A 14,593-nucleotide genomic window follows, 5' to 3' on the forward strand; every position below is an offset into this window, starting at 1 on the left:
ATCACAAGCATATTGCACTAGCGCCACCGACCACTTTCACTTCAAATCATCGGGAACTGGGTGCTTGACCGCGTTTTTGCGCAGCTTGTGCTCCACTGCCTCCGCCAGGTCCACGCCCGCGTGGTCCGCGAGCTGCAGCAGGTACAGCAGCACGTCGGCCACCTCATCGGCAATGGGCTCCTTCAGCGCCGGGTCCTCACGCACGGCGAGCGACTGTTCCGGCGTCATCCACTGAAAGATCTCCGCCAGTTCGGCCGCCTCGACCATCAGCGCCATCGCCAGGTTCTTGGGGGTGTGGAACGGCTGCCACTGCCGCTCCGCCGCAAACGCGCGCAACCGGGTCTGCAGCGCCGTCAGATCGACAGACATTCCATTGCTCCTGATTCAATAGCTAGCAGCGCATATTCCACTATCGCTACCGACCTGCACAGCCTCAAATCCGGTCACACCGGGGTGACCGGCGCCTCACCCGCCAGATGGCGCCGGGCGTTCTCCATGAACCGGTCCACCGAGGCCTGCACCGCTTCGGGCGACCAGCCCGCCACATGGGGCGTGAGCACCACGTTGTCCAGGTCCAGCAGCTCGGCAGGGGGCGTAGGCTCGCTCTCGTACACATCCAGGCCCGCCGCAGCAATGCGGCCTTCGCGCAGCGCAGCCGCCAGGGCGGCGGTGTCGATCACGCTGCCGCGCGCAATGTTGACCACCACGCCGCGCGCGCCCAGCGCATTCAGCACGTCTGCGTTGACCAGGTGCCTGGTGCCCGCGCCGCCCGGCGTGGCGACCACGAGGAAGTCCGCCCATTCGGCCAGCGCCGTGACATCGGCAAAGTAGCGGTAAGGCACATCGGTGCGTGCACTGCGGTTGTGGTAACCCACCTCGATCTCGAAGCCCAGCGCGCGCTGGGCAATCTTCTTGCCGATGGTGCCCAGGCCGATGATGCCCAGCCGCTTGTGCGACACATTGGGCGGCAACGGCAAGGCCGTGCGCCAGATGCCGGCACGGGTGGCCTTGTCCAGCGGCAGGATGCGGCGCTGCGCCGCGATCAGCAGACCCCAGGTGTGGTCGGCCACGCAGTCGTCGTTGGTGCCCGCGCCCGTGGCCACCACAATGCCGCGCGCCTTGGCATGGGCCACCGCCACGTTCTCGTAGCCTGCGCCTAGCGCGCAGATGAGTGTGAGCGCGGGCAGCGCATCGATCTGCGCCGGGCTCAGGCCCACCGCACCGATGGTGAGCACCACACGCACGTGGCTGCCGTGCTGCGCGATGGCAGTGGCGGCCTGCGATGCATCGGGGGCGTAGATCACTTCAAAGGTCTGGGCCATCTGGGCGATGTGCTCTTCAGACAAAAACATGAGGGCAAGAAGGACGGGCTTCATGGATTACAAATCGCGAAACAAATGAAAGAGAGAGGGGTGCCGCTCAGGCGGCAGCATCGCTTTGCTGGAGCGACCACATGCTGGCGTAGCGACCGCCGAGGGCCAGCAGCTGTGCATGGGTACCGCGTTCGATGATGCGGCCAGCGTCCATGACCAGGATCTCGTGGGCGTCCACCACGGTGGAGAGGCGGTGCGCAATCACCAGCGTGGTCTTGTTCTGCGCCACGCCCTGCAGCTCGGCCTGGATGGCGCGTTCGTTGGCGGAGTCCAGCGCACTGGTGGCTTCATCAAAGATCAGGATGGGTGGGTTCTTGAGCAGGGTGCGCGCAATGGCCACGCGCTGCTTTTCACCGCCCGAGAGCTTGAGCCCGCGCTCGCCCACCATGGTGGCGTAGCCCTTGGGCGTGCTGGCGATGAAGTCATGGATGCGGGCGGCGCGGGCGGCAGCCTCAATCTCATCCTGGCTGGCGCCAGTGCGGCCATAGGCGATGTTGTAGGCCACGGTGTCGTTGAACAGCACCGTGTCCTGCGGCACGATGCCAATCGCCTGGCGCACGCTCGCCTGCGTCACGCTACGGATCTCCTGCCCCGCAATGGTGATGCGCCCCTGCTGGATGTCGTAGAAGCGGAACAGCAGCCGGGCCAGTGTGGACTTGCCCGAACCCGAAGGCCCCACCACCGCCACCGTCTTGCCCGCCGGGATCTCGAAGCTGATGCCCTGCAGGATGGGTCGGCCGCTGCTGAGGTCGCTGCCTTGGCGCACGTCGTAGGAAAAGTGCACGTCCTCAAAGCGCACGGTGGGCTGGTTCAGCCCCGCCAGCGGCTGGGCGCCGGGTCCGTCGGCCACTTCACGCTCTTTGTCCATGAGCGTGAACATCTTGTCCAGGTCGGTGAGGCTCTGCTTGATCTCGCGGTAGATCACGCCCAGAAAGTTGAGCGGGATGTACAGCTGGATCATGAAAGCATTGACCATGACGAGGTCGCCCAGCGTCATGCGGCCATCGACCACGCCCTGTGTGGCGCGCCACAGCATGGCCACCAGGCCCACGGCAATGATGAGCTGCTGGCCGGTGTTGAGCATCGACAGCGTGGTCTGGCTTTTTAGGCGGGCCAGGCGCAACCGCTCCAGGCTTTCGTCGTAGCGGCGTGCCTCAAAGCCCTCGTTGTTGAAGTACTTGACCGTCTCGTAGTTGAGCAGCGAGTCCACGGCCTTGGAGTGCGCGGCCGAGTCGAACTCATTGGCCTCGCGGCGGAACTGGGTGCGCCACTCGGTCACCAGCACCGTGAAGAGGATGTACAGCGCTAGCGCCGCCAGCGTGATCCACGCAAACCAGGCGTCAAACTTGATGGCCAGCACCGACAGCACCAGCACCACCTCCACCAGCGTGGCGACCACGTTGAACAGGGTGAAAGAGATCAGCGACTCGATGCCGCGCACGCCACGCTCGATGTCGCGGGTCATGCCACCGGTCTGCCGCTCCAGATGGAAACGCAGGCTGAGCGCGTGCAGGTGCTCAAACGTCTGCAGCGCAATCGACCGCGCCGCGCCCTGCGTGGCCTTGGCAAACACCAGCTCGCGCAGCTCGGTGAACAGCGAGGTGGACAGGCGCAGCGCCCCGTACGCCACCAGCAAGCCCACCGGCACCACCAGCAGCGCGACCGGGTCGCCAGGTTTGAACGCCATCGCATCCACCAGTGTCTTGAGCAGCAGCGGCACACTGACGTTGGCCAGCTTGGCGCCCACCATGAACACAATGGCCGCCACCACGCGCCACTTGTATTGCCACAGGTAAGGGAGGAGCCGCCTCAGCGTGACCCAGTCGGACTTGGGGGGCGCGGGCGTGCCAGGGGTGGGGGGGGCGGTTTCGCCAAGGTGGCGCATGGGGGACAATTCCGGTTGTTGTTGTTTTTACCGACCCGGCTGATGCCAAGGTGGTTTTTTTGCGGGCCAGCCGCCTTGCAAAACCCCAGGTTCCGACAAGGATTGGCTCAGCCCCAACCGAGATTGTGCCCATGTCTGCCGTTTTCAGCCCACCACCCGCCGCATTGCCCACCGACAAGGAACTGGTGCTCAAGGTCATCCCCATGCCCGCCGACACCAATGGCAATGGCGACATCTTTGGCGGCTGGGTGATGGCGCAGGTGGATTTGGCGGGCTCTGTGCTGCCGGCCCGCTACATCCAGGGCCGCATGGCCACAGTGGCGGTCAATGAATTCATCTTCAAGCAGCCCGTGCGCGTGGGCGATATCCTGTCGTTCTTCTCGGCCATCACACGGGTGGGCAACACCTCGGTCACCGTGGAGGTGGAGGTGTATGCCGAACGATTTACCGACCAGGGCCGGTATGTGAAGGTGACGGAGGCGCGCCTGACCTATGTGGCCATCGACGACCAAGGCAGGCCGCGCCCAGTGCCCAAGCACAACGCGCCGGCGTGAGCCACCGAACGGAATGACCGCGCCTATCGGGGCGCGGTTGTTAGTGCCGATCAGGCTGCCAGCGCGGCTGGCTCAGCCCTCAAGGGGGCTGCTGCCCGCTGTGTACTGCTGGACGACGATGCGGAAAAACCGGCCTCGATCTCACCCGCCAGCTGACCGCCCTCTTCCACCACCAGTTTGCCGTAGCGGATCTTGCCGTTGACCTTGCCGGTGCTGTAGATCACCAGCTTCTGGCGCACGGTGAGTGTGCCGTTGAACTCGCCATGGATCTCGGCAATGTCGATCTCGGCAGAGCCCTTGAAGGCGCCATGCTCAGCAATCTGGATCACGCGTGAATCCATCGTTGCCTCGACCGTGCCTTCGACCACGAGCGTGTCGCAGTCGGTGATCTCTACGCCCTTGAGCTTGATATTCGGGCCCACGGTGAGCTTGCTGCCCGAGCTGTCACTGGCGCTGCCCGATTTGGGAGCAGCCGGAGCAGGCACCGGCTGCGCAGGTACGGCGCTGCTGGCCGCAGTGCCGCCCAATACGGAGCCTGAGGTGGTGCTGTTACGGGGTTGGAACGACTCGGGTTCACGCTTGCCAAAGAAAGGGTTTTGCACGGCCATCAGATCTCCTTGAAAAGAGAGTCATCGTAGGTATCGCGCCCCGTGAAAGATGCCTTGGTTACGCAAGAACGGTAACCAAACGGTTCTCTCGTAGCATGCGCTTGCAAGGCTTGCGGGATCACACATCCGGCGCATGGCAACGCCCCGTGGCGAGGCGGCTCAGGATCGCGTCCCAATCAAGAGACGATGTAAGCCGCAGCTCCGGCCGACATGATCTGCCCATCCGGCCCCAGAAACTCCATGCGCGTGGTTGCGACACGCGAACCCAGGCGCAGCACCTGTGCGCGCAATTCGAAGTGGCTGCCAATGCCGGGGCGCAGGTAGTCGATGCGCAGATCGATGGTGCCCAGCTTGGCAAAGCGGTGCAGGCGCTGCTCGGGTGCTTCGTCCAGGTGTTTGGCGCCAATCGCGGCCATCACCGCCAGCCCGCCCATGGCGTCGAGCCCTGCGCTGATCACGCCGCCGTGGATGCGGTTGTAGGCATAGTGGCCCACCAGGTCCGGTTTCATGTCGATGCGACCCACCACACCATCGGGTGCCAGTGACGTGATCTTCAGGCCCAGCACCTGGTTGAACACGATCTTTTCTTCAAAAATGGACTTGAGCCCGGCGATGAACTCGGGCTCAAAAGCCTGTGGCTGGGGGGAAATGGTTTTGCTCATGGTGTGCTGTGTGCGGACCTGCAGCGCGCTGCGCCCACCGGTCCGATGACTCCTGTTGTTGTAGCTGCTGGCGCTTGATGCACGAGCACCTGAAGGCATTTTGGCTTAAAAGCTACCGTGGCGCCCTTGCCCAGCGGCAAAACGCGAGGCGCCACGCAGCGCGTCAGCCAGGCATTCGCGGCCACCCGCCCACTCCTGCAGCAAGGCCTGCTGCAAAGGCAAGCCCTCTGCCGCCAGCGCGCTGGCGCGGTCTGCACGCAGGGTGGCCTGCGGGAAGGCGGCCAACTGATGGGCCAGCGCCAGGGCGGCCTCCAGCGCCTGCCCGGCAGGCACCACGCGGTTGCACAGCCCCATGCGCAGGGCTTCGTCAGACTCCACCTTGCGCCCGGTCAGGATCAGGTCCAGCGCGTGCGACAGCCCGACAAGGCGCGGCAGGCGCACGGTGCCGCCATCGATCAGCGGCACGCCAAAACGGCGGCAGAACACGCCCATGTAGGCGTCCTCCGCCATCACGCGCAGGTCGCACCACAGCGCCAGCTCCATGCCGCCGGCCACAGCGGCGCCTTCGATCGCCGCGACCACCGGCTTGGACAGATGCAGGCGGCTCGGCCCCATGGGCCCTGGAGGGTGGACCGCATCGGCCGTGAAGTCCAGCGTCTCTGCGAGCGCCTCGGGCGCGACGCCGTCGGCCAGCAGACGCGCGCCCGACTGCAGATCCCAGCCCGCACAAAAATGCCCGCCAGCGCCCTGGAACACCGCCACATTGGCGCTGTCGTCTTGCTCAAAGGCCACAAAGGCTGCGTGCAGCGCGTGGGCGGTCGCGGCATCCACCGCGTTGCGCACACCAGGCCGGCGCAATGTCACCAGCGTGACACCACCTTGCGTTTCCACCTCTACGGACATGCGGCTCTCCTGTGGTCTGGTGCTCAGAACCTGCTCGCGCACCCGACGTTACTCCTATTGCGCAGGGTGCAGCGCTGCGTCAATATCCGCCGCTACCCGCTCCCCCACCCCATCAGGGTTAGCCCCGAGTGCGATATGCACAGCGCGCGTGCACCATTATTTATGCAAAGCAATCGCTTTGTAAAAATATTCTGCAGGACCTGCGCGAGCAACGATGCACCTGGCACATGCCCACAAGGCATACGCCCCGCTCTTACCCGCTTTGCGTATCACTTATTCTGGAGAGCCAGTGTGCAATTTGTGCAACTGTTGATCAGCGGTGTCTCCCAGGGGTGCATCTACGGCCTGATTGCGCTGGGCTTCGTGCTCATCTACAAGGCCACGGAGACCGTGAGTTTTGCCCAGGGCGAACTCATGATGCTCGGCGCGTTTTGCGGGCTGGCACTCATGACGGTGCTGGGCTTTCCCTTCTGGGTGGCAGTGCTCGCCAGCATCCTGGCCATGGGCTGCTTTGGCGTCGTGCTGGAGCGTGCAGTGATCCGCCCTATCCTGGGCCAGCCAGCGTTCTCCATCGTCATGCTCACCATCGGCATCGGCTACGTGCTGCGTGGGCTGGTGACCATGATCCCCAACATCGGCACCGAAACGCACACGCTGCCCGTTCCCTACAAGGACCTGTCGTTCCGCCTAGGCGCGCTGGTGCTCAACGCCGAACAGCTGGTGGTGATCGGCGCCACGGGCGTGTTGTGTGTGCTGCTGTTTGCCATGTTCCGCTACAGCAAGCTGGGCATTGCCATGCAGGCCTCGTCGCAGAACCAGCTGGCCGCCTACTACATGGGTATTCCGGTGCAGCGCCTCAACGGCCTGGCCTGGGGCCTGGCCGCTGCCGTGGCGGCGGTGGCAGGCCTGCTGCTGGCGCCCATCACCTTTGTGCACGCAAACATGGGGCTGATCGGGCTCAAGGCCTTCCCGGCCGCCGTGGTGGGCGGCTTTGGCAGCCTGCCTGGTGCCATCGTGGGCGGGCTGGTGATTGGCATTGTCGAATCGCTCTCAGGTTTTTATCTGCCCGACGGCTTCAAGGACACGGCTGCGTACATCGTGGTACTGGTCATGTTGATGGTCAAACCGAATGGGCTGTTCGGCGAAAAGCTGCGCAAGAAGGTGTGACCCCATGAGATTCATCTTCAAGACCAGCTACGAACAAGACCTGCGCCTCGCCAAACATGGCGGGCATGTGTTCTGGTACAGCCTGTTGTGCCTGGCGCTGCTGGCCGCGCCGTGGGTGGCGCCCGAGTATTGGCTGGCCCAGCTCACCTTTGTGCTGATCTACGCCATCGTGGGCTTAGGCCTCATGCTGCTGGCCGGGTTCACGGGGTTGTTCTCACTCGGACATGCGGCCTTCCTCGGCGTGGGGGCGTACACGCAGGCGGTGCTCACCGGCATGGGCTGGCCGTTTGCGCTGTCGCTGGCCTGCGCGGCGGGGTTGTCGGCCGCCGTGGGTGTGGTGGTAGGGCTGCCCGCGCTGCGGGTAAAGGGCATCTACCTGGGCATGGCCACACTGTCGTTCGGCTTTATCGTGGAAGAAGTGTTTGCGCGGTGGGAGTCGGTCACAGGCGGCAACTCCGGCAAGCATCTGGTGCCGCCCGAAATCTGGGGATTCAAGTTCGAGTCCACCGAGTCGTTCTACTTTTTGTGCCTGGTGATCGCCGTGGTCAGCACGCTGGCCATTCTGAACCTGCTGCGATCGCCCACCGGCCGGGCCTTTGTCGCTATTCGTGACTCAGAGATCTCGGCGCAGAGCATGGGTATTCACCTCGCCCGCTACAAGACGTTGTCGTTCTCGATCTCGGCGGCCCTGGCTGGCGTGGGCGGGGCTTTGTATGCGCACAAGCTGCAGTTCATCTCACCGGACCAGTTCAACATCCTGCAGTCCATCGACCTGCTGCTGATGATCGTGATCGGCGGCCTGGGATCGGTGCATGGTGCGTTCCTGGGGGCCATCTTCCTCATCACCATGCCCCAGATGATTTCGCTCTCCAAGGACTGGCTGCCCGCCGCCATCGGCCAGGCGCCCGGCCTGCAGGCAGTGGTCTATGGCGCGGTGCTGATCGCCTTTGTGCTGTTCGAACCCATGGGCCTGTATGGACGCTGGCTCAAGGTGCGCACCTGGCTGCAGATGTTCCCGTTCTACCGCAAGGGGCTGTTCAAGCGGCAGAAATCGTTCCAGAAATCGGATCGCTTGAAATGAAGCCCCCCCTGAGTCGCTTCGCGCCTTCCCCCTCTCTCGATTCGCTGCGCGATTCGGGAGGGGAACGCCCCCAGCGCGGCGGGGCGGCCCTTGCGCGGGGGCACTGGCCTCGGTCACGCCAGTCGCAAAGGCTGCGGACGGCATTCAGCACACTGGACCTGTGAAATGACCCAAATTGCTGTACCCATGACTGACGAAATCCTGCTCAGCGCCCAGAACCTCAGTGTGCGCTTTGGCGGCGTGCTCGCTGTCAACAACGTGAGCTTTGACGTGCGCCGTGGCGAGGTGTTCACCCTCATCGGCCCCAACGGCGCGGGCAAGACGACGGTGTTCAATCTCATCAGCCGCATCTACACGCCCACCACCGGCACCATCGCCTATGCGGGCCCGGGTGGCGCCCTGCTGCCACTGACCGACCAGCCTCCGCACAAGGTGGCAGGCCTGGGCATTGCACGCACCTTCCAGAACATCGAACTCTTCGAGCATGCGAGCGTGCTGCACAACCTGTTGATCGGCCGCCATACCCGACAGCACAGCAGCCTGTGGGCCGAGATGTTCTTCACGCGCAAGGTGCGCGAAGGGGAAATTCAGGCCCGGGAGAAGGCCGAGCAGGTCATCGACTTTCTCGATCTGCAGCACTACCGCGACACCATGGTCGCCGGCCTGCCCTACGGCGTGCGCAAGGTGGTGGAGCTGGCCCGTGCGCTGTGCACCGAGCCACAGTTGCTGCTGCTCGACGAGCCCTCGTCGGGCCTGAACGTGGAGGAGACTGACGACATGGCCTTCTGGATCCAGGACATCCAGCACGAGCTGGGCATCACCGTGCTGATGGTGGAGCACGACATGTCGCTGGTCTCCAAGGTGTCCGACCGCGTGCTGGCCATGAACCAGGGCGAGGTGGTGGCCATGGGCTCACCGCGCGAGGTGCAATCGCACCCCGGCGTGATCGAGGCGTACCTGGGCACCATCGACGACGTGAGCAACCTGCGGCGTCCGGCGGGTTCAAAAATGGGGGTTCGGGCATGAACGCCGTACTTGCCGCCGTCAACACATCCGCAGCAGCAGCTGCTGCTGACCAACCCTTGCTGCGCCTGCAGAACGTGGAGAGTGCCTACGGCCCCATCAAGGCCATCCGCGGCGTGAGCCTGCAGGTGCGGCGCGGCGAGATCGCCGCCGTGCTGGGCAGCAACGGCGCGGGCAAGACCACCATCCTCAAGACCATCAGCGGCATCATCGACCCGCGCAAGGGCTCCATCGAATTCCAGGGCGCCGACATCACCGCCAACGACCCGGCGGCCATCGTGCGCCGGGGCCTGATGCACGTGCCCGAGGGGCGCGAGGTGTTTGCATTGCTCTCGGTGCGCGACAACCTGCTCATGGGCGCCTACACGCGCAGCGATGCCGACGCCGTGGCCCGCGACATCGAAACGGTGTATGGCTACTTCCCCATCCTGAAGGAGCGCGCCGCGCAGGACGCCGGCCTGCTCTCGGGCGGGCAACAGCAGATGCTGGCCATCTCGCGTGCGTTGATGGCCAACCCAGAACTCATCCTGCTCGACGAGCCCAGCCTGGGCCTGTCCCCCAAGCTCACCAAGGAGATCTTCGAGATCGTGGTGCGCATCAACCGTGAGCGCGGCACCACCATCCTGCTGGTGGAGCAGAACGCCAACATGGCGCTCAACGCATCGGACTACGGCTACGTGCTGGAGAACGGCCGCATCGTGATGGAAGACAGCTGCGAGCGCCTGCGCGAGAAGGACGACATCAAGGAGTTCTACCTTGGGATGAAAGATGTCGGCGTGCGCGGAGAGCGGCGCTGGAAGAAAAAGAAGACCTGGAGATAAGCGCAAATGTCTAACCTCTGGGACCTCGATCACATCCAGCCCGCAGGCACCGACGTGCTCGCGGGCGACACCATCGCCGCCATGTTCTGGAACGCCGTGGCCGAGCGCGGCCCGCGCGTGTGGATGCGCCAGAAGGAGCTGGGCATCTGGAAGAGCTGGACCTGGGACCAGACGGCCGAAGCCGTGCGGGAGATTGCGGGCGGCCTGATGTCGCTGGGTTTTGCGCCCGGCGAATGTGCATCCATCCTGTCCAACACCAACATCGAATGGGTGCTGGCCGATCTGGCCGTGCTGAGCTGCGGCGGCGTGGCCAACGGCATCTACCCCACTGACGCGGCGGCGCAGCTGCACTACCTGAGCGAAGACTCTCGCACCACCGTGCTGTTTGTGGAAGACGATGAACAGCTCGACAAGGCCCTGGAAGTGCGCAGCAGCCTGCCCCTGCTGCGCAAGGTGGTGGTGTTCGACATGGAAGGCCTGCGCAGCCTGAACGACCCCGATGTGCTGAGCCTTGCGGGCCTGCGCGAGCTGGGCAGGGCATGGAATGCACAACACTCCGACGCACTGATGCAGCGCGTCAAGGCCTGCCGACCCGAAGACCTGGCCATCCTGGTCTACACCTCGGGCACCACCGGCAAGCCCAAGGGCGCCATGCACACGCACGCCGCGCTCACCTACACCGTGCGCGGCTACAACACGCTGATCTCGCGCAGCGAGGCGGATGAGACCATGTGTTTTCTGCCCCTGTGCCACATTGCCGAACGCATGGGCGGCGAATACTTCTCGCTCTACACCGGCGCGCGCCTGAACTTTGTCGAGAACCCCGACACCGTGCCCGAGAACGTGCGCGAGATCGCACCCACGGTGTTCACCGCCGTACCCCGGGTGTGGGAGAAGTTCTATTCGGGCGTGATGATCGCGCTCAAGGAATCCACGCGCATGCAGCAGGCGGCCTACGCCTGGTCGATTGGCGTGGGCACCCGCATCGCAGATCGGGTGTTGGCCGGACAGCCGGTGGGCGGTTTGCTGAAGGCGCAGTTCATGCTGGCGCGCTTTCTGGCGCTCAACAATGTGCGCAAGCTCATCGGCATCCACCGTGCGCGCTTTCTGGTCACAGGCGCAGCGCCCATTTCGCCCGATCTGGTGAAGTGGTACCTGGCGCTGGGCGTGCCCATGCTGGAGGTGTGGGGCATGACCGAGACCTGCGGCGCCTCCACCGGTGTGCCGGCCAGCCGCATCAAACCCGGCTCCATCGGCCCCGCGGCCAGCTACAACGAGGTGCGCATCGACCCCGCCACGGGAGAAATCCTGGTGCGTGGCCCCAATGTGTTCAAGGGCTACCTCAACCAGCCCGAGAAAACGGCCGAAACCATCGACCCCGAAGGCTGGCTGCACACGGGCGATGTGGGCGCCATCGACGCCGACGGCTACTTGCGCATCACCGACCGCATGAAGGACATCATCATCACGGCGGGCGGCAAGAACATCACGCCGAGCGAGCTGGAGAACGAACTCAAGTTCAGCCCCTACATCACCGATGCGGTGGTGATTGGCGACAAGCTGCCCTACCTCACGGTGATCATCATGATCGATCAGGAGAACGTGGAGAAGTACGCACAGGACAACGACGTGCCGTTCTCCAACTACGCCAGCCTGACCCGCACGCGCGAGGTGCAGGAGCTGATCCAGGCCGAGATCGACCGTGTCAATGCAAAGTTCGCCCGCGTGGAGCAGATCAAGAAGTTCTTCCTGCTCGACACACAGCTCACGGCCGAGGATGAAGAGCTGACACCCACCATGAAGCTCAAGCGCAAGCTGGTGCAGCAGAAGTACGCACCGCAGATTGAGGCGATGTACCGGTAGGTGCGCACGTCACGCAACCACAAGCCACGCCCGTCAGGATAGGGAAAGTGCTGGTGCCCCACCCCGGGCATCGTTCTATAACGAGCAACCGAGTTCGATCCAACCAAAGGAGACGTGCCATGAAACTTCATCACATTGCCGCGCTGGCCATCGTGGCCATGGCCGGAGGTGCTGCACAGGCGCAGCCCAGCCAGGGCGTGAGCAAGGACACCATCACGCTGGGTTCCATCCAGGATCTTTCCGGCCCGCTGGCGGGCTTTGGCAAGCAGGTGCGGCTGGGCATGATGCTGCGCGTGGACGAGGCCAACGAGCAAGGCGGCGTCAATGGCCGCAAGCTCGACCTGAAGGTGGAAGACTCGGGCTACGACCCCAAGAAAGCCGTGCTGGCCGCGCAAAAGCTCGTGAACCAGGACAAGATCTTCATGATGGTGGCGCACATCGGCACGGCGCAAAACCTGGCCGCCATGCCGGTGCAGTTCAGCAAGAACGTGATCAACTTCTTCCCGGTGACGGCCGCGCGGGAAATGTACGAGCCCTTCCACAAGCTCAAGTATTCGTTTGCCGCCACTTACTACGACCAGATCCGCCTGGCCGCCCCCAAGCTCATCAAGGAAAAGGGCGCCAAGAAGATCTGCACCATCTACCAGGACGATGAATTTGGCCTGGAGGTGATGCGCGGGGGCGAGGCGGCACTCAAGTCCATGGGCATGGACTTCACCGAGAAGACCTCGTACAAGCGCGGCGCCACCGACTTCTCTTCACAGGTCGCCAAGATGAAGTCGTCCGAATGCGACTTCGTGATCCTGGGCACCATCATCCGCGAGACCATCGGCACGATCGGCGAGGCGCGCAAGACAGGCTTCAACCCCACCTTCCTGGGCTCCAGCGCCGCCTACACCGACCTCATCCACAAGCTGGGCGGCAAGCCCATGGATGGGCTGTACGCCACCATGACGGTGCAACACCCCTACCTGGATGAAGCCAGCCAGCCCATCCGTTTCTGGGCCAACAAGTACAAGACCAAGTTCAACGAAGACCCCACCGTGTTCTCGGTCTACGGCTACAACGCCATCGACGCCTTCATCAAGGCGGCCCAGAAGGCAGGTCCCAACCTGAGCACCGACAGCTTCATCAAGGCCATGGACACCATGGTGATTCCGCCCGACATGTTCGGCAGCGCCGAGGGCACCTTTGGCCCACAAAAGCGCCTGGGCAGCGATCTTTCTCGCCTATCGCAGATCACCGATGGCAAGTGGAAGGTGGTCTCCGACTACGTCAAGCCATGAGCGCCTGACCCGCCTCCTTCAAGCCGCCTTCGGGCGGCTTTTGCGTTTCAGGGGGTGCATCCGGGCTCAGTCGGTGGCAGAATTTAACCAAGCAGTAACTTTGCATAAATAACCTGGTTGCCCCACCATGATCGAACGCACCCTCTTCCAGCCCGACCACCAGGCCTTTGCCGACAGCTTTCGCCGCTTCATCGACAAGGAAGTGACGCCCCACCACGCCGCCTGGGAAGACCAGGGCTATGTGGCGCGCGAGGTGTGGAGCCAGGCGGGCGCCAACGGCTTTCTGTGCATGAGCCTGCCCGAGGAATACGGTGGCGCCGGGGCCGACAAGCTGTATTCGGTGGCGCAGATGGAAGAGCTGGCGCGTGCAGGCACCACTGGTATCGGCTTTGGTCTGCACAGCGAGATCGTGGCGCCGTACATCCTTCACTACGGCACTGAAGCCCAGAAACAGAAGTACCTGCCGCAGATGGCCAGCGGCGCCGTGGTGGGTGCCATCGCCATGAGCGAGCCGGCTGCGGGCAGCGACCTGCAAGGCATCAAGACCACGGCCATCAAGAGTGCGGACGGGTCACACTATGTGCTGAACGGCAGCAAGACCTTCATCACCAACGGCTGGCATGCCGACCTGGTGATCGTGGTCGCCAAAACCGATCCGGCTGCGGGCGCCAAGGGCACCAGCCTGCTGCTGGTGGAGCGCGGCATGCCCGGTTTTGAAAAAGGCCAGCGCCTCAAGAAGATGGGAATGAAGGCGCAGGACACGTCTGAGCTGTTCTTCAACGACGTGCAGGTGCCGGTGGACAACTTGCTGGGCGGCCCCGCCATGGAAGGGCGTGGCTTCATCTGCCTGATGGAGCAGCTGCCCTGGGAGCGCCTGCAGATCGCCATCACCGCCGTGGCCGCAGCCCAGGCAGCCATCGACTGGACGGTGGACTACGTCAAGCAGCGCAAGGTCTTCGGCCAGCCCGTGGCCGCCTTCCAGAATACGCGCCACACCCTGGCCGAGCTGCAAACGCAGGTGCAGGTGGCGCGTGTGTTCGTGGACAAATGCTGCGAGCTGATCGCCCGCGACAAGCTAGACACCGAGACCGCCAGCATGGCCAAGTACTGGACCACCGACCTGCAGTGCAAGGTGATGGACGAATGCGTACAGCTGTTTGGCGGCTACGGCTACATGTGGGAATACCCCATCACCCGCGCCTATGCCGACGCACGCGTGCAGCGCATTTATGGCGGCACCAACGAGATCATGAAAGAAGTGATTGCGCGGGCCATGGGCCTGGGCAAATAACGGAATGCACCGCGCCGTGAATAACGCAGTGCCCGACGCCCTGCACAACGCTCTTCACAACGCACAAGTGGGCGCC

At 63.9% G+C, this 14,593-nt stretch carries 14 protein-coding genes; 8 read left to right on the plus strand and 6 right to left on the minus strand.

All coding sequences use genetic code 11. The features are described 5' to 3' along the window. Positions 1–36 precede the first annotated feature (36 nt). From ISS20_RS05760 to ISS20_RS05770, 3 genes are all read right to left on the minus strand, one after another. Positions 37–369: a nucleotide pyrophosphohydrolase gene (locus ISS20_RS05760; RefSeq protein ID WP_056745322.1), complete on the minus strand. Its 333-nt coding sequence runs from the start codon at positions 367–369 to the stop codon at positions 37–39. A gap of 74 nt (positions 370–443) precedes the next feature. Continuing rightward, positions 444–1,376, minus strand: a complete 933-nt coding sequence (locus tag ISS20_RS05765; protein ID WP_291434606.1) for a 2-hydroxyacid dehydrogenase — start codon at positions 1,374–1,376, stop codon at positions 444–446. A gap of 43 nt (positions 1,377–1,419) precedes the next feature. Continuing rightward, entirely contained in the window at positions 1,420–3,258 is a 1,839-nt protein-coding gene (locus ISS20_RS05770; protein ID WP_291434608.1) for an ABC transporter ATP-binding protein/permease, read from the minus strand. A 131-nt stretch (positions 3,259–3,389) separates the two neighbouring features. Here ISS20_RS05770 and ISS20_RS05775 point away from each other — a divergent pair, with 131 nt between their 5' ends. Continuing rightward, the gene (locus tag ISS20_RS05775; RefSeq protein WP_291434610.1) at positions 3,390–3,812 is read left to right on the plus strand and encodes an acyl-CoA thioesterase; all 423 of its coding nucleotides are present in this window, start codon (positions 3,390–3,392) and stop codon (positions 3,810–3,812) included. A 50-nt stretch (positions 3,813–3,862) separates the two neighbouring features. Here the strand turns inward: ISS20_RS05775 and ISS20_RS05780 are convergent, their stop codons facing one another. From ISS20_RS05780 to ISS20_RS05790, 3 genes are all read right to left on the minus strand, one after another. Then, on the minus strand, positions 3,863–4,420 hold the full coding sequence (locus tag ISS20_RS05780; RefSeq protein ID WP_291434612.1) for a polymer-forming cytoskeletal protein: 558 nt from the start codon (positions 4,418–4,420) through the stop codon (positions 3,863–3,865). Between the two features lie 176 nt (positions 4,421–4,596). Next, entirely contained in the window at positions 4,597–5,082 is a 486-nt protein-coding gene (locus ISS20_RS05785) for a thioesterase family protein (protein ID WP_291434614.1), read from the minus strand. Between the two features lie 105 nt (positions 5,083–5,187). Beyond that, the gene (locus ISS20_RS05790) at positions 5,188–5,985 is read right to left on the minus strand and encodes a crotonase/enoyl-CoA hydratase family protein (protein WP_291434616.1); all 798 of its coding nucleotides are present in this window, start codon (positions 5,983–5,985) and stop codon (positions 5,188–5,190) included. Between the two features lie 291 nt (positions 5,986–6,276). On the opposite strand from ISS20_RS05790, the gene ISS20_RS05795 reads away from it, so the two are divergent. From ISS20_RS05795 to ISS20_RS05825, 7 genes are all read left to right on the plus strand, one after another. Next, the gene (locus ISS20_RS05795) at positions 6,277–7,152 is read left to right on the plus strand and encodes a branched-chain amino acid ABC transporter permease (RefSeq protein WP_291434618.1); all 876 of its coding nucleotides are present in this window, start codon (positions 6,277–6,279) and stop codon (positions 7,150–7,152) included. 4 nt (positions 7,153–7,156) lie between these two features. Beyond that, positions 7,157–8,233, plus strand: coding sequence for a branched-chain amino acid ABC transporter permease (locus tag ISS20_RS05800; RefSeq protein ID WP_291434620.1), 1,077 nt, complete (start codon positions 7,157–7,159; stop codon positions 8,231–8,233). A gap of 186 nt (positions 8,234–8,419) precedes the next feature. Continuing rightward, complete coding sequence (locus tag ISS20_RS05805; RefSeq protein ID WP_291434622.1) at positions 8,420–9,259, plus strand: ABC transporter ATP-binding protein; 840 nt, start codon at positions 8,420–8,422, stop codon at positions 9,257–9,259. After that, positions 9,256–10,077, plus strand: coding sequence for an ABC transporter ATP-binding protein (locus ISS20_RS05810; RefSeq protein ID WP_099731262.1), 822 nt, complete (start codon positions 9,256–9,258; stop codon positions 10,075–10,077). The genes ISS20_RS05805 and ISS20_RS05810 overlap by 4 nt, the downstream gene beginning before the upstream one ends. Before the next feature lie 6 nt (positions 10,078–10,083). After that, positions 10,084–11,940, plus strand: a complete 1,857-nt coding sequence (locus ISS20_RS05815; protein ID WP_291434627.1) for a long-chain fatty acid--CoA ligase — start codon at positions 10,084–10,086, stop codon at positions 11,938–11,940. Between the two features lie 119 nt (positions 11,941–12,059). Then, positions 12,060–13,226: an ABC transporter substrate-binding protein gene (locus ISS20_RS05820; RefSeq protein ID WP_057229165.1), complete on the plus strand. Its 1,167-nt coding sequence runs from the start codon at positions 12,060–12,062 to the stop codon at positions 13,224–13,226. A 127-nt stretch (positions 13,227–13,353) separates the two neighbouring features. After that, the gene (locus tag ISS20_RS05825) at positions 13,354–14,517 is read left to right on the plus strand and encodes an acyl-CoA dehydrogenase family protein (RefSeq protein WP_291434634.1); all 1,164 of its coding nucleotides are present in this window, start codon (positions 13,354–13,356) and stop codon (positions 14,515–14,517) included. The last annotated feature ends 76 nt before the right edge of the window (positions 14,518–14,593 follow it).

The organism is Acidovorax sp. (assembly GCF_016783915.1).
In the GTDB taxonomy this organism is placed as follows: domain Bacteria; phylum Pseudomonadota; class Gammaproteobacteria; order Burkholderiales; family Burkholderiaceae_C; genus Acidovorax.